Raw genomic sequence first — 21,510 nt, forward strand, 5'->3', positions numbered from 1 at the left:
TCACATAGATAGTATGACTTGGAGATAGATTTTATCAGTTGGGAAGGCGTAGGCCTATTGAGTAAATTTATACTTTAATTCAAGTAGAGAAAATTAAACAACTTAAATATGAATTCGAGCATCCCTCGGGCGTCACACACCGGGATGATTATATTGCACGCGAGATTCCATATGAGCATTGAAAAAGAAATAATAAACATATGAAAACGAACGACATCGGATTAGAGATCAAAGAAAGTAAGGTTTTGGTGGAAAAGCTCAATGACTTGCTTGCTAATTACCAGGTTTACTATCAGAATTTGAGAAATTTTCATTGGAACGTATCAGGCCCGAATTTCTTTGAACTTCACGCTAAATTCGAAGAACTCTACAATGCTGCTAATCTAGCTGTGGATGAAACGGCCGAACGAATCCTCACTCTGGGAGCTAGACCACTTTCTTCCTACCAGGAATATATAGAAACAGCTACTATCAAAGAAGCAAAAGAAATCCTTGAGCCTACTAAAATGGTGGAGACTGTAAAAAGTAATTTGAACACCTTATTACAATTAGAAAGAGAAACTCTGGAAGCTGCAGAATCTTCGAATGACGAAGGAACTGCCTCTTTGATGAGTGATTACATCACCGCCAAGGAAAAGGTGGTTTGGATGCTTTCGGCATACCTTAGATAAAACATAAAAACCCGGCTCCAAAAGGAACCGGGTTTTTCATTTTAAGGTTATAAAAACCTTATTTCACTTCGAAGCTAGCTCTTCTAGCCAATTGTCTTGCGTCAGCAGAGGTTTTGTCCACACTAGTATCTTCTCCGTACCCTTTGTAAGAAAGTCTTGAAGCATCTACACCTGAGGCTACCAAAATATCATATACTGATTTAGCTCTTTTTTCAGAAAGCTTCCTATTGTAATCTTCAGGTCCTAATTCGTCTGCATACCCTTTGATTTCAACACTTACTCCTGGATTCTTTTTCAAGAAGTTTGACACATAGTTTGCAGCGCTAGTAGAGTATCCAAGTGGCTTAGCACTATCGAAAGCATAATACACATTTACATAGCCGTCATTAATTGCTTTTCTGAAGAAGTCAATTTGCTCTGTTACTTCTTCTACCGGGCATCCGTTTGTAGATGCTGGACCAGGAAGGAATGGGCACTTGTCAACGTGATCTGGAGTGCCATCTCCGTCAGAATCCATCGTGGAGCCATGAGAATCTACTCTAGCTCCAGCAGGTGTATTTGGCTCTTTGTCCAAGTAATCAGGAATGCCATCACCATCAGAATCTTTCAACATGTCTTTGATGCCATTGATCTGCGTAGCCAGCTCTTCCTTAGTAGCATATTTGTCCGCAGCAATATACCAATCAGCATGCTCTTCATTTTTACCTAAATAGAAATTCAAACCCAAAGTTCCTGTCCACCAAGTGGCAGGTGCATGAACTAGTGGATTGGTATTAGGCTGTGCGGGCTGCACGTTGGCGTTGTACTGATTCCCATCCAAAGTATAAGTCTGTCTGCCATTTAGAATCATGGAAATATCTCCTGTAAGCGCCACTCGACGACCTAACTTTAATTGACCAGTCACACCTGTAATGAAGTTATAAACGTAATCAGGCTCAGTGTTGAGGATCGTATACTCGTAGCTAACTCTTCCTGCTCCTGCTCCAAAATGGCTAAGAAGTCCAATATTTCTGGAGAAAGATTCAAAATTCATGATCCTACCAATGTTGGCAACACCCTGTAGATCCGCTCTAAAATAGTTAGTGGCAAATGACGGACTGTGACCTTTAGCCTCCGAAAAGGAGCCGAAACCTACATCTCCTTTGAAACCAAATTTCTCATTAAACATGTAGCGCACACCGAAATCAAGATGGCCAATATTCAAAGTAGGCGACAGGTAACCCGGAGTGAGGGGAGCCATAGCTTTATTGAAACCCGCATTAGTTTCTAGAGACCAGTGATTGAACTCATTTTGGGCCAGAACAAGATTCGTGAGTGCCAAAAGTACAAGTGTAAGGAATTGTTTTTTCATTATAAGATGAGGGTGATTAGAATGACAGGGCAAAACTACACAAAATCCATGCTCAATTATACCTAAGCTTAAGCACAAAAAAGCCCGGACATTTATCATCTCCTAGCTTTTGCAAATAATCCTTTATCAATCACACTGAATCGTCTTTTCGAGTTTGCTGGCATCAAACCCCTTTTCTGTTACTGAAGTTACTAGCTTTTGGTAGGTCCCATCATCCATCTTTGGCGTCCTAGACAGAATCCAGAGGTAGTTGCGATTTGGGTGTCCCACTACCGCGTAAGAGTAATCTTTAGCCAAGTCAATGATCCAGTATTTCCCTTTGAATGGCCAGAAGAATTGAACTTTGAGCTTGGCATTTCCAGACCCTTCCTCCACAAATGCCTTGGCTTTGGAAGTTTTAGTAGTTCCTTTATCAGGAATGTTACATGTATTTTCTACGTTTATCGTACCATCATCATTAGCAGAATAGGTGGCTTTGGTACACGTACAACCTCTTTGGAAGGACTGAGGAAAAGAAGCTATTTCGAACCATTCTCCTGAATATTTTTCAAGATCCACATAAGGAACCGTCTCCAAATCCTGAGCTTGTGCTTTCTGTGAAAAGAACATAATGCCTGCAGCAGCCAATATTGGTAATACTAAGGCTAGTTTTTCAGATCTATTTAAAATTCTCATGTTAGTTGATTTAGTTAAACTTGAATGGTGCCGTTGCTCTGTTTTTATAACCATGATAACTGATCGCTATGAAAAGCACTATCGCTCCGAAAAGCGCTGTCCATTGTAGCTCAGGTATACTTCCCCAATGTCTCACTGAAATTGCGATCAATGCCCAAACTCCAACACAAGCAAATTCCCGTAGGTTTCTTGTGAAGATCATAAAGAGGTTGAGGATTACGGCGACGATTATCATAACTATAGCCCAAGTGATCTCTGAGTCACCAGCTCCCCAGCCGGCTTTTCCCAGATAAGCTGAAATATTAGCAATAGTCGCCACAGCAATCCAGCCACTATAAAGTGCAATAGGCCACCATAGCCAAAAGATGATCGGCCTTGGTGCGTCCCATCGCTCCATATTTGTATTCAGGATAGTAATAACGAGATTGGATAAAATACCCAACATAATGATGACACTGATCCCTGTATATTCCATCAGCCACATGTAGACCCACAGGCCATTCCCTATATTTGCCATAATCAAATAGGGGCCGATTTGGGACAAAAAATCAGAATCTTTGGTGGAGCTAAAAGCACGAGAAATAAAGAAGATTGCCTGTCCGAATAGCGCTAAAAAGATCAATCCCCAAATGGAAAATGCATAACCAGCTGGCGTGAATAGATTTTCATAGTCGGCACTTACCGAACTAACGGTTTTGCCATCCAGACCTTTTGCATTCACCCAGTAATTCCAGAAGATTACTACGATCAACACGATCATATTCAGGACGGCATATGCTTTATGTGATTTTTTCATAGTTATTTCTTAACTGGCTTGAGCTGCTGAAGTAGTGTAGGAATCAGCTCTGTAACCGTAGGGTGAGTTTGCACGGAATTCATCAGGATTTTGTAGCTCATTTTGCCATACATGGCGGTTAAAAAAGTCCCGATGATTTCATCTCCTCCTGTCCCCAAAACTGCTGCTCCGAGGATTTGTTCAGAATCTGCATCAACAATGACATCCATTTTCCCCGCTGTTTCTCCCTTTTCTTTTGCCCGCGAAATATCACTCATAGGCATACGTGCAAAGAGTAAATTTTTCCCGGATTCCTTTGCTTGAGAAAGTGTCATACCCACCCGTCCAAGTGGGGGATCGATATATAAAGCATAGTTGGTTATCCTATCATCTAAGGTTCTTTTCTTATCTCCCAAAAGCTGATCTACCATGATTTCATAATCGTTGTATGAAGTGTGCGTAAAAGCTCCTTTACCATTGCAATCTCCCAAAGCGTAAATGCTTCGAATATTTGTTTCAAGCTTTGAGTTCACTTCTACATAACCTTTATCGCTAATTATCAGGCCTGCCTTTTCAGGTTTGAGAAGATCGGAATTAGGCATTCTTCCTGTTGCGATGAGGAGATGAGATCCACTGACTTGCTTATCTTTTCCTTCTTTGTGAAAAGTAACTGTGGCACCACCAGATTTCTTGCTTTTGCCTTGCAGGCATTTGGCTCCGCAAATCACTTTTACCCCTTCATTTTCTAAAATTTCTCTGACAAGGTCTGATGTGTCATGGTCTTCTTTTGAAATCAGATAATTACCCATTTCCAAAACGGTAACTTTCGATCCCAATCTTCTAAAAATCTGTGCGAACTCTAATCCTATGTAGCTACCTCCGACTATGATGAGATGGTCAGGAACTTTCTCAAGCTGTAGTATAGAAGTATTAGTGAGGTAATCTACATCTTCAAATCCCTCTGGAATTCTAGCTCTAGCCCCTACATTCAAGAATATTTTGTAAGACTTCAGGACTCGAGAACCTACTTTTACCCTAGTTTTATCTAGGAAAGTAGCTTCGCCTCTAATCATGGAGATTTGAGGCGAATCAGCAAGAGCTTTTCTAATTCCTAACCTAGAGCCATTAACAAGTTTGTCCTTTCTTTTTTTGACTGCTTTCAAATTGACTTTAGGCGACTTGGGCACTTCAATTCCCAGCGTATGAGCATTAGCTATAGCCCAAGCAGCTCTGGCACTCGCGACGTATGCTTTGGTGGGTGTGCATCCTGTATTTACGCATGTTCCTCCTAAAGCGCCTTTCTCTACTATGGCCACTTTCCATTTTTCTTTGGCTAGTGCCAACGCAAGCGGGTTTCCAGCTTGGCCAGATCCAATTATGATGGCATCAAAAGTTTCTACTCTGTCCTCAGTCATGCTCAAGAAAAGTTTGGTGAGTGAATTTCGTTTGTCTAGAAGTTACAAACAGAAAGCCAAAGACAAAAAAAAGGAGACTGATATCCAGACTCCTTCTCTAAAACTTACTGAAATTATATTCTTAGACTTTTGAAAGTATCAAGCTCCTTACATTTCCATGAAATTCATTAATGGCTTTTGTATGAAAATATGGATAGATGAATTTATCTCTGAACATGGATCCGCTACGATAGAAGGTCTTATGAGAAACTTCTGTTTTTCCATTTGGCAATGTTTTAAATCGGATCAATTGGGAGCCTTCAGACTTTGAGTTTTCCAAGTAGCATATTTTGATCAGATGATTCTCCTTATTCACTTCCTTGACTTCATGTCCTACTACCAATTTCACTACCCCGCTGAATACATGAAGCGTTAGCAAAATCACTTGTCCTACACCAATACCTCCAGTATACACTTGCCCGGGAAAAACTTCCTCACCGTTTATTCTAGAATACAATTGCTTGAACCGGACCATTTTACCTCCCCATGCTTTTTCAGGAGAAATATTGACATAACTATCCCAAACACTATCAAAATCCTCATCATAAATATAGGTTTCGAGGTGTTCGTGATAATGTGAATCCATTTCCTGATGGCATATAGACTTGAGCTTCGCAATGTCAAATTCTGAGTTAACGATTTTTTCTGTGGTGATTTCTTGCATGGGTTGTATTGATTCGCTTTTGCGATTGGTTTTTAAATAAAGCGAAAGTGAAACAATTACCCAACCGTTTGATGATAATAGGGGCTATTTGATGGAAATGCGATAGATATTATCATTCATTAGGCATCTTGCAAAGAAAAAAGAGGAGCCTTTTACAGCTCCTCCTTAATTTAAAATGCTCTTTCTTTAAGATGTTCATCCAGATCAATCTTGTCAATTCCTTTTGACATCCAATCTGGCGCATCAGCTCCTTTCAGATGGTGATCAAAGAATTCCATCATCCGTACGGAGTAATCCTTTCGGTTTTCGAGTTTTCCAAGACCGTGATTTTCGCCTTTATACTGAACTAGTATCACTGGCTTTTTCAATCTTCTTAAAGCTGAGTAATACTCAATTCCTTGAGTGAAATCTACCGCGCCATCTTTATCATTATGAAGCATCAAAAGTGGCGTAGTTACATTCTTCACATGATAAACTGGGCTATTTCGCTCATACGATTCCCAGTTTTCCCAAGGCGCTCCAGTAAATCTACCCTGAGAAGCTTCGAAAATCGACATATTTCCTCCACCAGAATTCCAGTAGATCAAATCGTACATGGAAATCATATTGGTCAACGGAGCACCTGCCGCTGCAGCTTTGAACATATTCGTCTGAGTGATCAGGAATGCCGTTTGATAGCCACCCCAAGAGTGACCGTGGATTCCGATGTTTTCCTCATCGATGACTCCAGTTGCAATAGCTGCCTTCACGCCAGGAATCACACACCAAACAGCAGACATTCCTGGATCATCCATTGTGTACACGATATCTGGAATAAATACAGCATAGCCGTTGCTGGTATACATGTTTGGATTCCAGCCTGTGCCACTGAAGCCAGGATTCACCCAGTTGTGACGAGTTTGGGATAGTTTCTCGTAGTAATAAACTACGGTAGGGTATTTTTCACCTTCCACATAATTGGCTGGGAGGAAAAGTGCTCCTTGAAGCGTATCTCCCTTGTCAGACACATAATCCACTAACCTTGTGCCTGATGACCACGCATAATTCCCTGCATCAGGAGCATTTTCTGTCACTTTGATAGGCGAAGAAAGAGAAGCATCTGCCGCATAAATCTGATCTGGTTGGTTGAATGTTTCCTTGTTGAAGAAATACACTTCAGCCTTCTCAGCTTTCTTCAAAGATCCTACGCTAGCATCTTCCCAAACCAATGCTTTCGCTCCAGGTACCAATCCTTTTTTTGAACTACTGATTACAGATATACCGCTTTTCTTAGTCCACTCTCCGTAAATTTGGATATAAAGTGGCTTATTGAGATTTATACCTTTTTCATCTGGATCAAGAGAAAAACGGTACTGATATCTGATTTTATCTGTTCTCCCGTTTTCGGTCAAATTCACAGCTTTGGCCTTTGCTGTAACAGGAACTTGCCAGATATCCCAGCCATCATTCAGCAATACATACTGACTATCACTACTCCAGCCAAGTGAGCCTTCCAGTGGCTTTTTCACATTGTGATCGTCTTCCACATCTACAAAAGTCACTGGCAAGCTTGCCGTCAAATTCATCTCTTCACCTGATGCTATATCATAGCTGTAATAATTGCCGTCGTATCCATACATCAACTTCGTGCCGTCCGGCGAGCTGCGAGGGTAGGAAGAGTATCCTGGTAGATAGAAATTTGTAAAAAGTGTCTTTTTATCTCCAGTCATTAAATCTACAATATAGAAGTCACGGTAATTTTGACCATCCAAGTTAGACTCTAACTCATAAGACTGATTGTCTGAGCCGATCGCATATTTCTCCTTGTCAAGAATGCTCAAGTCCCGCATAGTGCTGTCTTGCAGCTGAATGTGCTTTCGTGCAGCCACATCATACATTGCATAGAAGCTGTAGTTCTTATCCTGGTTTTCCAGTACCTGCTGGCGAGATTGGAGTCTGCTGTCGTTCCAGTGCCAGATGGTCATATCTGGTTTGTCAGCATCGTTATCTTTCGAACTTACTTTTCCAGAGTCCAATTTGGAAAGTGCTTTCTTAAGGTCTGAAATGGAATTAAGAGAAGTATCTGCCATGATTCTCTTCATCGCTTCCGCTTCTGCTAGTTTCACAGAATCCTTATCTACTTCTTTCTTCTCCTCTTCTTTTTTGGCTAAAACAAGCGGATGAATGCCGTAGAAAAGTCTGGTCAAATCCTCCGACCACATTGGGCGACGATTTGGACTGATCGTGTATTCTTTCGAAAAGCCTGTAGAATCTTTAGCTGGATCATATACCGTCACTTGCGGACTTGTTAGGTTTTTCACCCCAACTAATTTCCCTTGATCTTGCTTATACTTCTTGTCCTTAACCATTTTCAGAGCGGCGAATGCATCTCCCTTTTCGGTCCAGTTGATTGACTTATAAGCAGCCTTGTCCGAGTCAAGCACAGAAATACTGTTGTTGTTCAAGTTCAATAAGTAAATACCATTTCCGGATTCGTTCGCAGCATCTACGGTATATGCCAAGTAGTTGCCACTCTTATTGAAAGAGAATTCAGCTACATTCCCAAGATTCTGCGTTTTTTTTGTGTTGAGATGATAGATCAAAAGATCTGAGCCTTTGGCATCTCCGCCACCGTCTTTGGTCAGGTTGATAGCAAGATGAGTAGCTGCTTCTCCATTGAAGGAGAAATTGCTTACGTTTTCAAAAGTCATCTTGTCTTCTTTCTCCTTTGAACCCAATTTCATTAAGGTGACCTTGTCGTGAAGCGGCTTGCCCTTAGACTTTTTGTTGGCTTCCTTCTCCTTAAAAGTTATATATTCTTTGAAAGCAATCCACTTGCTATCCTCACTGAATTCAATGGATGGAAAAGTTGTGAATCCTATTTTGAATGTCTGCGTGGAATCGGGATCAATCACATATTGAAGAATCACTTCTCCATCAGCCTCCAAGGCGGTCATACCGTAGGCAATCCATTTGCCGTCAGGTGAGATTTTGAAAGAACCATTGTTCATGTATTTCCAAGTTGGAACATCCTTCCAAGTCATTGGCTTGGGCGCTTCGTCTTGGGCAAGCGCCAGGTTACTTATCAGGCAAAAAAGCCAGAAAAAGGTAAAGAGTCTTTTCATGTGTTTTATAATTATTTTAATGGACACATGGAATCTCGCATTGTTTATAATCATCTCAGAATGTGTAGTCTGCAACATGCTCGATTTCATCGTGAATTATGTTTAGATCGGAAAATAGGAAAAAATAATGAGTTCGATAGATTAGGTTCAGCCCATATCTGAAGAATTTCAGGTTTTGATTTACAATTTAAAATGAGTTTGTGAAAACAGGATAGATCAAGTTAGACTGGGCTTTGGCTCATTCTGAATTTTTCCTTGCTACAAAGGTTTCTAGCCGCTGGGCCTAAATTCGAAAATGGGTTTACGGGAAATTATTATATCTGAAACCTGATCACTACTTTTTATACACTACTTTACCTCCGACAATTGTCATCGATACTTTGGTGTTTAGAATTTCATCCTCTGGAACTTCCATGATATTCTTATCAAAAACAGTGAAATCCGCTGCTTTACCTACTTCAATGGAACCTTTATAATCCTCATCAAATTCTGCGAAGGCACCATCCAAAGTATATGATTTCAATGCTTGGTCGCGAGTCATTTTCTGATCTCCCTCGTAGCCTCCCTCTGGCAATCCTTGCAAAGTCTTGCGAGTCACAGAAGCATAAAAGGAAGGAATAGGATCAACTGGCTCCACCGGTGCATCCGTTCCGTTAGTGACTACAGCTCCAGATTGCATCAATTTTTGCCAAACATAAGCTCCATCAATGATGCGCTTTTCACCTAGTCTATCGATTGCCCAAGGTCGATCTGAACTCAGGTGAATCGCTTGCATAGCCGCAATCACTCCTAATTCACCGAACCTAGGAATGTCATCTGGATGAATATGCTGTGCATGCTCAATTCGGAATCTCAGTTTTTTGAAATCTGGATAGTTTGCAAAAGCAGCTTCATAGCGATCAAGAATTTCCTGATTTGCACGGTCGCCAATGGCATGTGAGCAAACTTGGAAACCTGCTGGAATTGCTTTCTCGGAAACTTCAGAGACAACTGACATAGGTAAGGTTTCATGACCACGATGCCCTGGGCGATCGGAGTAATCTTCCAAGAGCCAAGCGCCTCCGGATCCTAATGCTCCATCACAATTCAATTTAATCGAGCGAACTGTTAGCATGTGATCTGCCGAATCGATCATTGGACCTCTTTCGTACCATTTCTCCAAAAGCGCAGGTTGTGTTCCTGTCAACATTACGTATTGACGGACAGTAAGCTTTCCTTCGTTTTTGAATTTTTGGATTAAGTCAATGGTTTTTTGACCTGCACCAGCATCGTGGAAACTTGTAATCCCCTTTTCATTCAATTCTTTCAGTGCCAAAGTCAATGCCTCCTCAGCTCTCTCTGGAGTCTCAGCTGGAATCAATCTTCCGACAAGTCCCGCCGCTCTTTCAGAGAGTATTCCTGTAGGATTTCCCAATTCGTCAAGAATGATTTCCCCACCTTCTACTTCACCTGGTCTTTCTCCTTTCAGGTTACTGATCCCAGCAAGTTCTAGAGCTTTGCCATTGGCAAAAGCTGCGTGTCCACTTGCGTGAGAAAGGTAAACAGGGTTGTCAGGAGAAACTTCGTTTAGTTGATCGTTAGTTTGGAAACCTTTCACCATTTTTTCAGGCTTCTCTATCCATTTGTCCTGATGCCAGCCTCGTCCGGTGATCCAATCGCCAGGTTTAGCTTTGGCGACAGCCTCAGCTACTTTCTCGACTAGTTCGTCATATGTCTTGACATACATGAGGTCAAGTTCCAGCTTATTATAGCCGATTCCCATCAAGTGCGCGTGGGATTCGATGATGCCAGGAGTCATTGTTTCTCCCTGTAAATCGATCACTTCGGTCTTTTCACCTTTGTGTTTTTCGATTTCTTCGGATGTGCCTACGGCTAAAATCATCCCGTCTTTTACTGCGACTGCTTCAGCCGTGGGCTGAGATTCATTGACAGTGTAAATTATGCCATTGGTAAAAATCAGATCGGCGGGCTCAGCCTTATCCGAGGAGCAAGAAATGAGGAATATCCCCAAGATTGCAAGTAAGTAGATGTTTTTCATGTGTTTATATTTTTTTTATGGCCACATGGAATCTCGCATCTTTGATATCCTCTTCAGTGTGTAACTGTAACGCATACTCGATTTCATGGATTTATATTATATCCAAAACTACCCCATTTCAAACAATTCAAAAAGCCAATCCTGTAATTAGCGTATCCAGATTTTACCGGATTTGGTGACTTTCCCGTCAATCTCCAGATTCAATATATAAAGTCCCGGAGCCAAAAACCCTGCTTGAATCTCTATCTCAGTATTTGCTGGAATATCAATATCCGTGAGTAGAATTTGCCCAAGTGAGTTTATTAATCGCGCTTTGGCAGGAGCATTCGAGATCACTTTGATGGGCCCATCCGTAGGATTTGGATATATTTTGAATTGGTATTCTCCATCCGGAAGCTGCGAAGAATCCGTGGAACTCAAGTAAATCAACCCTCCAGCTCGAGTACCAAGTACCAAATCAGACGAGCCAGATAAAGGCGGACTCACTAAGGCAATCCAAGTATTTCTCCCCAGTTTCGTCGGTAGATTCTGATCACCTAGTTGAACCAAAACTTCATGACGAGTATCGGAATTCATGAAGTCTTCAATTTTAATTAAATAGCCATTTTGATCCACTGCGTAAAGGTTAGGCTTTGCTTGTGATTCTACTGCGATAGCGAGATTTCTATTGGCAGGATTGTCTACAAAACCCAGAAAATCTTCTTGAAGCAAAGTCGTTTGAAGTGTAGCAAAATCAACTTCATAAAGATCTAAACTTCCATTTTGCGCAGCCACCAAGAGGTGATCTTTTTGTTGGTAGGTAAAAAACTGAAGGAAATCACCACGCTGCGGAGTATATCCTGAAAAAGTGAGTGGATCGGACCCCATATCATTCAGGTCATAAATCACCTGCGTAGGTATGCTGGCATTGTAATCAATCCCAGAAGCTAGGACATGAAGCTCCCCGCTTTGATCCCTGAAATGTATGTACTGAGCATCCACCAAATCTAGCTGTGCGAGATTTGCGTATTCTCCTTCAACCTTAGAAAACTGTCCATCGAAAACCTGAAATCTATTTAGAACAGATTTGACTTTACCACCTTCGGTTACATTGGAAGTGACGATTAATTCCCCAGAAGCCTTATTTCCTAAAAATATCGGCCTAGTATTTTCCCCCAGATCTATCATCTGGTCCTGTAGAAATACATCTGCGTTTCCCTCATCATTTATTCTCAAAACAGAGTTTGAGAAATCAATTCCATAATTAATTGATGGCTCGCTGGTATTCAAAGAGATGATCAGCTCATTGTCTTGGATCGTACCAATATGGAAAACCGGGAATGCTGGTAGCGGACCGTAATCAGGAAGTTCATTACTGAAACTCGTAAAATAAGGAGTTTCATTTGTTCCTGAATTCGGTAAGAAATAAAGAATATTACATTCATCTCGCCCCAAGAGCAAGTCACTTATGCCATCATTGTCTAGGTCTCGATATAAAATTGAATGCCCTCCTGAATGAAGGATTTTGTCATTTTCGTCAGTGAGTTTTCGAGTATTTAAGTCTTGTCCTTCGCAGGTTTTCCCGAAGGAAATATCTCCACAACCACAAAACTCAAAATTTCCCCAGTGATTTTCCCCGAACGCAAAACCATCAATGTCAGCAGACCCCTTTCGCTCTACGCTGGTGTTTTTGTAAAACTCCATGTAATCACCTCCCGCGAAATTGAAAATCACCAAATCCAAATCTCCATCTCCATCTAGATCTTGGATCATAGGAGTGTCCAGGTTGTTCGCTTGAATATTTCCTGATCCATCAATTTTCAAGAAGTTTTGAGCCAAAGCCCATGAAATCTGACTACCAGTAGAAGTGTTTTTATAGACTTTGACACCTAATTCCGTGGATGTGAACAGGTCCTTTTTACCATCGCCATCAAAATCCTTCAATACCAAAAAGCCAGAGATGTCATTTGGAAAAGAATAGCTCATTTCCGGGAGATGCATGAAGGTTTCTCCATCCTTTTTGAAAACAAGAAGTTGACGCGAATTGATGTCCCAAGTAACCCATTCCTCCACCTGATCACCTGTGAGATCTATGGTTTGGATCTGGGATGAATTGATTCCTCCTGCGAAGGCGGCACTTAAGTTTTCACCACCGATTTCTACTGTAGGTGGCTGATCTATTCTAAAAATTTCCTGTGCGCTCAGCTTGAAACTGATGATTAGAAAAGTGAAAATCCAGATTTTTCTCATGAATTAGAAAAGGGCAAGTCAAAAATTAATACGTGAGTCGCAGTTCAAAGATGTGAATGATTCCTTTATTTTGGGATTAATTTCTTCAGAAACGATGAATATCTCCATTTTATATACGCTCTTCAAAAATAGTACTGGCGTCAGCACAGACACCCGGAAAATCGATAAGGGAAATATCTTCTTTGCACTGAAAGGCCCAAACTTCGATGCCAATTCCTTTGCTCCAACGGCATTAGAAATGGGTGCGTCGGTAGTTGTAATCGACGATATCAAACACTTTTTGGAGGACGATGAGCGTTATTTTTTAGCGGAAGATGGATTGAAAATGCTTCAGGATTTGGCTAATTATCACCGTAAAACCTTAGAAATCCCAATCATCGGATTGACTGGATCAAATGGTAAAACGACTAGCAAGGAATTGATGAAGGAGGTTTTGAGCAAGAAGTTCAAAACAGCTGCAACGGTAGGCAACCTTAATAACCATATCGGAGTGCCGTTAACTTTGCTTGCTATCAAGGAAGATGATGAGATCGCCATCGTGGAAATGGGGGCCAACAAGCAAGGAGATATTGAAGAGCTTTGTCTGATCGCTGAGCCGACACATGGGGTAATTACCAACATCGGCAAAGCACACCTGGAAGGAATGGGTGGCCCGGAAGGAGTGCTGAAAACCAAGACGGAATTGTTCCAGTTTCTTAGAGCAAATGACGGGAAGGTTTTTCTCAATTCTCAGGATCCAATCTTGTCTAATTTTTCGAAAAGATTTGAAGATCCAATTCTTTACCCTGCAAAAGGTGATTTCTGTGAGGTGACTTTTCAGGAAGCCAATCCATTCGTGAAGTTTTCAGTTGAGGGCTCGGAGGAAGTTTACCTAAGTTTTCTTATCGGTGCCTATAATTTTGGAAATATCGCTACAGCTTTGACTATCGGGAAGTTTTTTGGAGTGGAGTTGGAAAAAGCGGTCCAGGCTATCGTGGAATACAAACCTTCGAATATGCGCTCTCAGCTTGTAGAAAAGCGAAGTAATCTTATCATTCTTGATGCCTACAATGCTAATCCATCGAGCATGGAAGTAGCTATTCGCACCTTCGGTGAAATGACTGGTAAAAAGCACAAAATGCTGATTCTCGGCGATATGTTTGAATTGGGAGAGCATGCTGAAGCGGAGCATGCGCGACTGGGAGAAATTATCAGCGAATATGAGATAGAGAAAGTCTGCTTTACTGGGAAGTTGATTGTATCTGCTTTAGCCAAATACCCGAAGGCATTGTATTTCCCAGATCCTTTTTCCTTCCGCGTTTGGCTTCAGGACAGCAAACTTGAGGATTACCTGATTCTGATCAAAGGTAGCCGAGGAATGAAGCTGGAAGGTTTGGTGGATTTTATTTAAAAAGTGCTAGGAATTCTTGTGGAGTAAATACTGGAAGTGTGGATAACTTGTAGTCTTTTTTATTTCGGGCAATGATAGCTTCGACACTCGGGTTTTGATTGGCGGTTTCAAATTGAATAGCATCTTCAAAATCCGTGAATCCATTTCGGAAGGCGTTTCTAATTTCAGAATCTCCAACCGGAAGAATTTGGCAATACTCTAAAATCTGTTGTATGGACTTTATTGTTATCTCTTTCCCAATTTCTTTTCTAGCCACGTAAAAGGAATTGGAAATCATGAGGCTTGAAAGAAAAATTGAAACTTCTCCGTTGGCAGCCAAGAGAAATATTGTGTTTGATTTTTCTGCAAATGGATTTCGTGTTAATAAAGTATCCAAGAAAACATCCGAATCAACAAATATATTATGAGCCATATTTTTTCATTAATTCCTCTGTAAGAGTCTTTTTGTCTTCTGACAATTCAGAATACTCTAATTCAGGATTAACTTTTACCTTACGTGAAAAAAAAACTTCCAACTTCTTTGGAATGGGCTCAGTCCCATCCAAAATCCTCTTCACAAGCTCTGGGTTCTTTGGGGTTATTTTCTCTAAGACTTTTTCCTTAGGTTTAGTAACATCCGCTAAAAACGTTTCAACCAAATCCGACAAACTTTGCCCTTGCTCTTCAGCATACTTTTTTGCTTTTTCGGCAAGTTTTTCGTTGATGTCTAATGTTACCTTCGTTGTCATGACTTCTGGATTATTCGATATAATTTAAGAAGAATTCTTTCCTAATTGAAATCAATTTTGCTTCAATAAAGTTTACTCCCATGTCGGAACACTGACGATTTTAAGATTTCATTAGTTACAAAAAATAAAAATAATGCGTCCATACTTGCCTTTTCTAGCTGCCCTTGCCGAACATAACTCTAAAGAATGGATGGATGCCAATAAGAAATGGTACTTGGAAACAAGAGCTGAGTTTCTGGAAGATGTAGGCGTTCTACTCAAAGGCATTGGTGAATGGGAACCGGCTATGCTGGCATTTCAACCCAAAGAATGTGTATTCAGGCAAAATCGAGACATTCGCTTTTCAGCAAACAAAGCTCCTTATAAATCAAATTTTGGCGCATACTTCTCTCCCAAAGGAAAGAAGTCGGAAGGGCCAGGATATTACCTTCAGATTCAGCCAAACAATTCATTTTTGGCAGGAGGAATATGGATGCCGATGGCTGATACCTTAAAGAAAATTAGGAAGGAAATTGATTACTCAGGAGCAGAACTTGCCAAAATTGAAAGCAACCCAGAATTCAAATCACTTTTTGGTCAAATCGATGGAGAAAAACTCAAAACCAGTCCCCGAGATTACGAGGCTGATCATGAATTTATTGACTATTTAAGGTTGAAGAGTTTTACTGTTTCTTCCAAAATCTCAGATCGTGATATTGAGTCTGGAAACTTCATCAACATCGCTTTAGATGGCTTTCAGAAAATGAGGCCACTACAAGAGTTTTTGACTCAGGCGATTGAAGATGTGGAAGGCGGATCGGGAATATTATAGATCCAAGATTTTAGATTCAAGGATCAAGAGCCTAGACTCCTGAGCCAACTACAAATTTCAAATCTCTTATTTTCTCTAGCGTAGCTGCTACACCATCTTCTTTGTTGTGATGGGTAATTTCGTTGGCTACAGCCTTGACCTCCATTCGTGCATTTTCCACAGCGACTCCCCAGCCTACAGATTGTAGCAGGTCGATGTCATTATAATTATCTCCAAAGGCGACCACGGAGTCCATCCCAAAGTCATACGCATGTTCTAGGATCTTTTTTAAACCTGTGGCTTTGGAAATAGCTTTTGGAGCAATCTCAAGATACGTGTCGCTGGATCTATACAAATGCAAGTCGAGCGAATGCTCAAAATGTAACTCACCGAAAAGCCAGGCTATTTCTTCATTTGTGCCCATGCACATAACTTTGTGAGCGCCGGAATTATCCTTTGACCAAAGATCCAACACGTCCTGACCAGGTAGCCAAGTACAAGCTACTTTCGTGTTCCTCACTTCCCGCTGAGACCAGTAATCATCTTTTTCCTCGTACCAATTTTCTCCCTGATACAAACTCACGTGGATATCAGTTTTATGTGTGAGTTGAAGGATTTTAGCCACCAATTCCACTGAAATGCTCACGTCTTCGAGCACTTCCCCATCAGCGCTAAGTACATAACCTCCATTGTAGCTGATCAAAGGCTGTGGAAAGCGATTCATGTCATGGAGCAAATGCCGCATCGCATCAGGCATGCGAGAACTTGCTAGTATCACTGGGAAATCTACGGGTAAATCTGCCACCACGGCTTTGAGGCGAGGCGATAAATCACGCAATGAATTGAGGAGTGTGCCGTCAATGTCAGAGCAAAAAGCTTTTATTTCCATTAATCGAAGTCGGACCAGTTCACATCATCAGCAAAGTTGGCGAAGACACCAAATCCAATGACGGCGATAAAAATTATTACTGCGGCGAAGATTATAAGTTTGACTATCAATTCAGCCTTGGCCCATTTTGCCTTTTCTGGATCAGTCTCTTTGTCCGTCGCCCATATGATGAGCATGATGAGACCGATCAGAGGAATGCGCTTTATAAGAACGGCTATTATCCAATCTCCCAAAGAGGTAGGTGGTTTTTTGTATTCGTTTGGTAATTCCATGGATTAAATAGGTTTAGTTAAAAATCTTTCGTGTCAAACATATATTCCTGCATGGCTACGTTTTCGGGATTGTTGGGGTCCGTCTGAATAAACTGCACAGTAATTTGCTGATATTCTGTCGCTTTTTCAAAATCTCGGAGATAAAGTTCTGCACACTTTCGGGCAAGAATTTCCGGCTGATTTCCTAAAACCAGCGGATCACCATTTTCCAGTTTAAGGTAAATGGTAGAAATGGTAGTATCATTTGAGGTTGATTTGCTGAGGTTCACATTCATGCCTTGGAACTTACCCAACATTCGAATTTCCTCAGAAGGCATAAATCCTTTACCCATCATTGCTTCCATCCCTTTAAAAGCAAACCTTGCAATGTTTTCAGGATTACAGGAGCAGGAACTGATTGTTGCTACAAAAAATAGAAGGATGAAAATTCGATTTCGCATGTTGATTTCCGGTTAGAAATAAAGTCATGCGAATTTAAACAATCTTAAGTAGATCTTTTTGAGATGACTAAAATGGCACGCTTATCTTCAGTCTTGTGCGGATTATTTAGATCGGAATAGGGAATGGCATCTATCAGCTTCACAGTATATTCTGAGGTGGAAAACTCATCAGCAAAGCCACTTGCATTTTTATTTGTGCTTAGCTGCAAGTCAATATCCTTCCCCTCGATTTTGAGCTGTGCTTCCACTACAATCATCCCTTCCCAAATACATACTGCCCCAGTTGGGCATCGCGAATCCTGAATATCTAAAAGTGTAATGGATATATTTTTAGGACAGTTTTCAAGAGTTTCATTGATGGCTATTTCGAATTCTTTCCCTACATCAAATCCCTCACAATCATTTTTATCATCACATGAGTAGAATAGCGACATAGACAAGAATAGAATCAATAGGTTGCGCATGGCGATTGGATTTAGAGATAACTCAAAAGTATAACTTATACGGATTTGAGGAAGGAAGTGCTACAAATCACATTCGGTTTAAAAAACAAAAAGCTCCACATTTCTGTGAAGCTTCTTAAAAGTGGAGAATAACGGATTCGAACCGTTGACCCCTTCACTGCCAGCGAAGTGCTCTAGCCAACTGAGCTAATCCCCCTTTTGGTTTGCAAATATAGACGTAGGTTTTTGCTGTGCAAAGGAAATCTTACTCGGTGGAGTAATTAATTCGAGTCATGATGCTTCGACCAAGTGTGACTTCATCTGTGAATTCCAATTCTCCGCCCACAGGGATTCCGCGTGCGATTGAACTTACCTGGACACCTTTTTCTTTTAGCTTTTTTGCCAGATAAAATGAAGTGGTATCGCCTTCCATCGTGGCGCTAAGTGCCAAAATTACTTCTTGGATAGGTTCGTTTTGTGCAGCGATCTCAACCCGTTCAAGCAAAGATTCTATCTTCAATTCCTCTGGTCCTATGCCTTGTATAGGAGAAATCACACCTCCCAGCACATGGTATTTTCCCTGAAACTGATTTGTGTTCTCTATCGCCAGCACATCACGAATGTCCTCTACCACGCAAAGAATGGAACCGTCCCGGCGATGGCTGATGCAGATACTGCATTCTTCAGCATCAGAAATATTATGGCAGGTTTTGCAATACTGGATCTCGGAACGCATGCGAGTGATTGCCAAAGCCAAAGCTTCGGTATTTGCCTCGTGCTGCTTGAGAAGATGAAGTGCTAGGCGAAGTGCAGTCTTCTTACCGATTCCTGGAAGTCGGGAGATTTCGGTGACAGCATCTTCTATCAGTTTGGAAGGGAAATTCAATTGTGGGTGGATTTAAACGATTTCGGCTTGGATTCCAGCATCTAATATAGCTTCACACATAGGTTTTAGCTCTGTAATACTGCCTTTTTTTACCGCACATTTTCCCCTGTAGTGAATAGTGATAGCACATTGTTCTGCTTGTTCATTAGTATGCTTGCAGACTTTCATCAGAATCTTGATCACATGATCGAATGTGTTGAATTCGTCATTGTACACAATCAGGTCGTTGGATTCAATATCTATCAAATCCTCCACCAGAACTTCTGATTCTTCGATATATGGAAATGGGTCGTTTGAATGATTCATTTTGCAAAATTAAGAATATTGAACAACTTAGCGAACCCACTTCAATACGATTTATGAATTCCCAACTAGTCTTACTGGTAATCTGTTGTTATTTTTTACTGTTATTCCTTATTTCCTGGTTTACTTCCCGCAAAGTTTCCGCTGATACCTTCTTCACTGGAGATCGTCAGTCTCCTTGGTTTTTGGTAGCATTTGGGATGATAGGAGCCTCACTTTCAGGAGTTACGTTTATTTCGGTTCCTGGTGAAGTTGGTAATTCTAACTTCTTTTACTTCCAAGTTGTTTTAGGATATACGCTGGGATATTTTACGATTGCGAAAGTGCTACTTCCGCTTTATTACAGGCTGAATTTAGTGTCGATCTATTCTTATCTAGAGGATAGATTTGGCTTTTGGTCATACAAAACTGGTGCTTTTTTCTTTATTCTTTCGAGAACTTTAGGCTCATCCATTCGCGTGTTCTTAGTTGCGACCGTACTTCAGTTGATCCTTTTTGATTCCTTAGGTATTCCATTTTGGTTTTCTGTATTGATTACGGTTGGCTTGATCTGGCTTTATACGCACCGTGGCGGCATCAAAACAGTCGTTTGGACAGATACTCTACAGACATTCTTTATGCTCGCAGCAGTGGTAGTATGCGTGATTATGGTGGGAAATGAATTGAACTTCGACGGAGTGAGTGATTATGTCAAGGCAGTTTCGAATGACCCACGTTCACAGATCTTCAATTGGGACTGGAAATCCAGTACCAATTTCTTCAAGCAATTTATCTCTGGCGCATTTATCACCATTGTGATGACAGGTTTGGATCAGGACATGATGCAAAAGAATCTGACCTGTAAAAACATTGGCGATGCTCAGAAGAACATGTTCTGGTTTACGACGATTTTGGTCTTCGTGAACTTGCTTTTCTTGGCTTTGGGCGTCTTGCTTTTTCTATATGCTGAGACTCAGGGAGTACAGATTCCTACCAAAACTGATGAGCTTTTTCCATTGCTGGCAACAGAATATTTCTCGCCTTTTGCAGGAATTGTGTTTGTACTTGGTATTACCGCCGCGGCGTATTCCAGTGCTGATTCTACGTTGACAGCGTTGACGACCTCATTTTGTATAGATTTTCTTGAGATTGAAAAAAGATATCCTGCGGAAAAGCGGGTATCTGTTCGTAAGAAAGTTCACATCGTATTCACCTTTGTAATGTTCTTGGTGATTATGGCTTTTCACTGGATCAATAATCAGAGTGTGATCAATTCCGTCTTTGTGATTGCGGGATACACTTATGGCCCGCTGCTTGGGCTTTATGCTTTTGGCTTATTCACGAAGTATCAGGTCAAAGACAAGTTTGTGCCTTACCTCGCTGTATTTGCACCCTTGCTGACTTTTGCGATTGCATCTAATTCAGAAGAACTATTCTGGGGTTACAAGTTTGGCTTCGAAGCGCTGATCTTGAATGGGCTGATCATGTTTATTGGGTTGTATTTATTGAGGAGGAAATAGTACCATATGATTAATGCATTGAAATTGAATCATGAAAGGATTCTATATTGGCTTGGCTTAGCTACTTCAGTATCTTTTTTTTTAGCTCTATGTGCCTATTTATTTTTCTTTTATCATTACAATCCACAATTAATTGGGTCTCATAATATTCCAATTTGGAATGAAGAGGTAAAATATTTTGCTGTCACTATTACAATTAATTTGATGATTATTGCTTCTGCATTTGGGTTGGCAAAGCTTAAAAAAGCTGGATGGTTTGGTTTTTTGTTTTGGCTTGCTTTAAATTTTTTTTTAGCTCTCGAATTTTACATTCCATCTGGGTTTCAGGAAGAGAAAAGTCATTTCTCAGTCATTATAGAACTGATGATATATTTTGGATTAATGTACTATCTAACAAGTACACCAATTCGAAAAATATTCAATTTCAATCACTCTCAATATTTGATGATATTTATTTTTCTCGCATTTGGGTTGGTGTCATGGTTATTTCTTTATCTAATTTAGATAGGCGATTATCAAAACCACAACTCCACCTCTATTTTTGTATTTCTGCCAATTCTACACTCATCTACTTTTCAGAAATCCAGATGGTTACAGTAATTATACGCAACTTTAATTTTTGCTTTCGTTAAATTTATTTCAAAATACGAGACCATGAATTTACAGACTAGGAAATTGAAGATGATAGAAATAATCGTCGAAATGGACGAAAAAGCTATTCAGAAGTTTGAAAGCTACTTTAATAAAATCCTCGATGATTCTATTTCAATTCAAGAATACGACAAAGAGTTAGAGGATGCTGTAGGCGAAATGGAAAGAGGAGAATACCTCGAACATAAATCTGCTATAAAAAAAAATCAGGATTGGCGATGAGAATCGTTTGTATCGATCTGGCCACATCGGTCACCT

Annotated in this window: 22 protein-coding genes and 1 tRNA gene; 6 read left to right on the forward strand and 17 right to left on the reverse strand. The window is 40.7% G+C overall.

Going from position 1 to position 21,510, the window contains the following annotated elements:
* Nucleotides 1-200: 200 nt before the first annotated feature.
* Nucleotides 201-671: a Dps family protein gene (locus ESV85_RS00330; protein WP_146914304.1), complete on the forward strand. Its 471-nt coding sequence runs from the start codon at nt 201-203 to the stop codon at nt 669-671.
* A gap of 58 nt (nt 672-729) precedes the next feature.
* Here ESV85_RS00330 and ESV85_RS00335 read toward each other — a convergent pair whose 3' ends face one another.
* The 8 genes from ESV85_RS00335 to ESV85_RS00370 form a co-directional block, all read right to left on the reverse strand.
* Nucleotides 730-2,022 (reverse strand): OmpA family protein, encoded by a 1,293-nt coding sequence (locus ESV85_RS00335; protein ID WP_146914305.1) that lies wholly within the window; start codon nt 2,020-2,022, stop codon nt 730-732.
* Nucleotides 2,023-2,148: 126 nt separating this feature from the next.
* Nucleotides 2,149-2,697: a lipocalin family protein gene (locus ESV85_RS00340; protein ID WP_191321868.1), complete on the reverse strand. Its 549-nt coding sequence runs from the start codon at nt 2,695-2,697 to the stop codon at nt 2,149-2,151.
* A gap of 10 nt (nt 2,698-2,707) precedes the next feature.
* A complete protein-coding gene (locus ESV85_RS00345; protein ID WP_146914307.1) occupies nt 2,708-3,493 on the reverse strand; it encodes a tryptophan-rich sensory protein in 786 nt (261 codons plus the stop codon).
* Nucleotides 3,494-3,495: 2 nt separating this feature from the next.
* Complete coding sequence (locus ESV85_RS00350) at nt 3,496-4,887, reverse strand: mercuric reductase (RefSeq protein ID WP_146914308.1); 1,392 nt, start codon at nt 4,885-4,887, stop codon at nt 3,496-3,498.
* A gap of 121 nt (nt 4,888-5,008) precedes the next feature.
* Nucleotides 5,009-5,590, reverse strand: coding sequence for a hypothetical protein (locus tag ESV85_RS00355; protein ID WP_146914309.1), 582 nt, complete (start codon nt 5,588-5,590; stop codon nt 5,009-5,011).
* Between the two features lie 170 nt (nt 5,591-5,760).
* Complete coding sequence (locus tag ESV85_RS00360; protein ID WP_146914310.1) at nt 5,761-8,694, reverse strand: prolyl oligopeptidase family serine peptidase; 2,934 nt, start codon at nt 8,692-8,694, stop codon at nt 5,761-5,763.
* A gap of 334 nt (nt 8,695-9,028) precedes the next feature.
* Nucleotides 9,029-10,732 (reverse strand): amidohydrolase, encoded by a 1,704-nt coding sequence (locus ESV85_RS00365; protein WP_146914311.1) that lies wholly within the window; start codon nt 10,730-10,732, stop codon nt 9,029-9,031.
* A gap of 147 nt (nt 10,733-10,879) precedes the next feature.
* Nucleotides 10,880-12,961: a T9SS type A sorting domain-containing protein gene (locus ESV85_RS00370; RefSeq protein WP_146914312.1), complete on the reverse strand. Its 2,082-nt coding sequence runs from the start codon at nt 12,959-12,961 to the stop codon at nt 10,880-10,882.
* Between the two features lie 94 nt (nt 12,962-13,055).
* Between ESV85_RS00370 and ESV85_RS00375 the strand changes: the two genes are divergently transcribed.
* The gene (locus tag ESV85_RS00375) at nt 13,056-14,351 is read left to right on the forward strand and encodes a UDP-N-acetylmuramoyl-tripeptide--D-alanyl-D-alanine ligase (protein WP_146915129.1); all 1,296 of its coding nucleotides are present in this window, start codon (nt 13,056-13,058) and stop codon (nt 14,349-14,351) included.
* On the opposite strand, the gene ESV85_RS00380 is transcribed toward ESV85_RS00375, so the two are convergent.
* Both ESV85_RS00380 and ESV85_RS00385 read right to left on the reverse strand, forming a co-directional pair.
* Nucleotides 14,344-14,763 (reverse strand): type II toxin-antitoxin system VapC family toxin, encoded by a 420-nt coding sequence (locus tag ESV85_RS00380; protein ID WP_146914313.1) that lies wholly within the window; start codon nt 14,761-14,763, stop codon nt 14,344-14,346. The two genes, ESV85_RS00375 and ESV85_RS00380, sit on opposite strands and share 8 nt — an antisense overlap.
* Nucleotides 14,753-15,079, reverse strand: a complete 327-nt coding sequence (locus ESV85_RS00385; protein ID WP_146914314.1) for a DUF6364 family protein — start codon at nt 15,077-15,079, stop codon at nt 14,753-14,755. Before ESV85_RS00385 ends, ESV85_RS00380 begins: the two co-directional genes overlap by 11 nt.
* A 133-nt stretch (nt 15,080-15,212) precedes the next feature.
* On the opposite strand from ESV85_RS00385, the gene ESV85_RS00390 reads away from it, so the two are divergent.
* A complete protein-coding gene (locus tag ESV85_RS00390) occupies nt 15,213-15,890 on the forward strand; it encodes a DUF2461 domain-containing protein (RefSeq protein ID WP_146914315.1) in 678 nt (225 codons plus the stop codon).
* Between the two features lie 31 nt (nt 15,891-15,921).
* Here ESV85_RS00390 and ESV85_RS00395 read toward each other — a convergent pair whose 3' ends face one another.
* From ESV85_RS00395 to ESV85_RS00425, 7 genes are all read right to left on the reverse strand, one after another.
* Complete coding sequence (locus ESV85_RS00395) at nt 15,922-16,758, reverse strand: Cof-type HAD-IIB family hydrolase (protein WP_146914316.1); 837 nt, start codon at nt 16,756-16,758, stop codon at nt 15,922-15,924.
* A complete protein-coding gene (locus ESV85_RS00400) occupies nt 16,758-17,030 on the reverse strand; it encodes a hypothetical protein (RefSeq protein WP_146914317.1) in 273 nt (90 codons plus the stop codon). The genes ESV85_RS00395 and ESV85_RS00400 overlap by 1 nt, the downstream gene beginning before the upstream one ends.
* 17 nt (nt 17,031-17,047) lie before the next feature.
* Nucleotides 17,048-17,470, reverse strand: a complete 423-nt coding sequence (locus ESV85_RS00405; protein ID WP_146914318.1) for a hypothetical protein — start codon at nt 17,468-17,470, stop codon at nt 17,048-17,050.
* A 44-nt stretch (nt 17,471-17,514) separates the two neighbouring features.
* The gene (locus ESV85_RS00410; protein WP_146914319.1) at nt 17,515-17,934 is read right to left on the reverse strand and encodes a hypothetical protein; all 420 of its coding nucleotides are present in this window, start codon (nt 17,932-17,934) and stop codon (nt 17,515-17,517) included.
* A 122-nt stretch (nt 17,935-18,056) separates the two neighbouring features.
* A tRNA-Ala gene (locus ESV85_RS00415) sits at nt 18,057-18,130 on the reverse strand.
* Between the two features lie 48 nt (nt 18,131-18,178).
* Nucleotides 18,179-18,799, reverse strand: coding sequence for a recombination mediator RecR (gene recR, locus ESV85_RS00420; RefSeq protein ID WP_146914320.1), 621 nt, complete (start codon nt 18,797-18,799; stop codon nt 18,179-18,181).
* Nucleotides 18,800-18,811: 12 nt separating this feature from the next.
* Nucleotides 18,812-19,105 (reverse strand): ATP-dependent Clp protease adaptor ClpS, encoded by a 294-nt coding sequence (locus ESV85_RS00425; RefSeq protein WP_146914321.1) that lies wholly within the window; start codon nt 19,103-19,105, stop codon nt 18,812-18,814.
* A gap of 53 nt (nt 19,106-19,158) precedes the next feature.
* Here ESV85_RS00425 and ESV85_RS00430 point away from each other — a divergent pair, with 53 nt between their 5' ends.
* The 3 genes from ESV85_RS00430 (at nt 19,159) to ESV85_RS00440 (ending at nt 21,474) form a co-directional block, all read left to right on the forward strand.
* Complete coding sequence (locus ESV85_RS00430) at nt 19,159-20,601, forward strand: sodium:solute symporter (protein ID WP_146914322.1); 1,443 nt, start codon at nt 19,159-19,161, stop codon at nt 20,599-20,601.
* Nucleotides 20,602-20,607: 6 nt separating this feature from the next.
* Nucleotides 20,608-21,105, forward strand: coding sequence for a hypothetical protein (locus ESV85_RS00435; protein ID WP_146914323.1), 498 nt, complete (start codon nt 20,608-20,610; stop codon nt 21,103-21,105).
* A 150-nt stretch (nt 21,106-21,255) separates the two neighbouring features.
* Complete coding sequence (locus tag ESV85_RS00440) at nt 21,256-21,474, forward strand: hypothetical protein (protein WP_146914324.1); 219 nt, start codon at nt 21,256-21,258, stop codon at nt 21,472-21,474.
* The last annotated feature ends 36 nt before the right edge of the window (nt 21,475-21,510 follow it).

This window comes from Algoriphagus aquimarinus (assembly GCF_007997215.1).
In the GTDB taxonomy this organism is placed as follows: domain Bacteria; phylum Bacteroidota; class Bacteroidia; order Cytophagales; family Cyclobacteriaceae; genus Algoriphagus; species Algoriphagus aquimarinus_A.

What these genes read in the sequence shown, in the direction of transcription:
- ESV85_RS00370 (WP_146914312.1), bottom strand. Translation starts at nt 12,961, where the DNA reads ATGAGAAAAATCTGGATTTTCACTTTTCTAATCATCAGTTTCAAGCTG.
- ESV85_RS00345 (WP_146914307.1), bottom strand. Translation starts at nt 3,493, where the DNA reads ATGAAAAAATCACATAAAGCATATGCCGTCCTGAATATGATCGTGTTG.
- ESV85_RS00340 (WP_191321868.1), bottom strand. Translation starts at nt 2,697, where the DNA reads ATGAGAATTTTAAATAGATCTGAAAAACTAGCCTTAGTATTACCAATA.
- ESV85_RS00435 (WP_146914323.1), top strand. Translation starts at nt 20,608, where the DNA reads ATGATTAATGCATTGAAATTGAATCATGAAAGGATTCTATATTGGCTT.
- ESV85_RS00390 (WP_146914315.1), top strand. Translation starts at nt 15,213, where the DNA reads ATGCGTCCATACTTGCCTTTTCTAGCTGCCCTTGCCGAACATAACTCT.
- ESV85_RS00405 (WP_146914318.1), bottom strand. Translation starts at nt 17,470, where the DNA reads ATGCGAAATCGAATTTTCATCCTTCTATTTTTTGTAGCAACAATCAGT.
- ESV85_RS00350 (WP_146914308.1), bottom strand. Translation starts at nt 4,887, where the DNA reads ATGACTGAGGACAGAGTAGAAACTTTTGATGCCATCATAATTGGATCT.
- ESV85_RS00440 (WP_146914324.1), top strand. Translation starts at nt 21,256, where the DNA reads ATGAATTTACAGACTAGGAAATTGAAGATGATAGAAATAATCGTCGAA.
- ESV85_RS00335 (WP_146914305.1), bottom strand. Translation starts at nt 2,022, where the DNA reads ATGAAAAAACAATTCCTTACACTTGTACTTTTGGCACTCACGAATCTT.
- ESV85_RS00400 (WP_146914317.1), bottom strand. Translation starts at nt 17,030, where the DNA reads ATGGAATTACCAAACGAATACAAAAAACCACCTACCTCTTTGGGAGAT.
- ESV85_RS00355 (WP_146914309.1), bottom strand. Translation starts at nt 5,590, where the DNA reads ATGCAAGAAATCACCACAGAAAAAATCGTTAACTCAGAATTTGACATT.
- ESV85_RS00380 (WP_146914313.1), bottom strand. Translation starts at nt 14,763, where the DNA reads ATGGCTCATAATATATTTGTTGATTCGGATGTTTTCTTGGATACTTTA.
- ESV85_RS00365 (WP_146914311.1), bottom strand. Translation starts at nt 10,732, where the DNA reads ATGAAAAACATCTACTTACTTGCAATCTTGGGGATATTCCTCATTTCT.
- ESV85_RS00375 (WP_146915129.1), top strand. Translation starts at nt 13,056, where the DNA reads ATGAATATCTCCATTTTATATACGCTCTTCAAAAATAGTACTGGCGTC.
- ESV85_RS00395 (WP_146914316.1), bottom strand. Translation starts at nt 16,758, where the DNA reads ATGGAAATAAAAGCTTTTTGCTCTGACATTGACGGCACACTCCTCAAT.
- ESV85_RS00385 (WP_146914314.1), bottom strand. Translation starts at nt 15,079, where the DNA reads ATGACAACGAAGGTAACATTAGACATCAACGAAAAACTTGCCGAAAAA.
- ESV85_RS00430 (WP_146914322.1), top strand. Translation starts at nt 19,159, where the DNA reads ATGAATTCCCAACTAGTCTTACTGGTAATCTGTTGTTATTTTTTACTG.
- ESV85_RS00425 (WP_146914321.1), bottom strand. Translation starts at nt 19,105, where the DNA reads ATGAATCATTCAAACGACCCATTTCCATATATCGAAGAATCAGAAGTT.
- ESV85_RS00360 (WP_146914310.1), bottom strand. Translation starts at nt 8,694, where the DNA reads ATGAAAAGACTCTTTACCTTTTTCTGGCTTTTTTGCCTGATAAGTAAC.
- ESV85_RS00410 (WP_146914319.1), bottom strand. Translation starts at nt 17,934, where the DNA reads ATGCGCAACCTATTGATTCTATTCTTGTCTATGTCGCTATTCTACTCA.
- ESV85_RS00330 (WP_146914304.1), top strand. Translation starts at nt 201, where the DNA reads ATGAAAACGAACGACATCGGATTAGAGATCAAAGAAAGTAAGGTTTTG.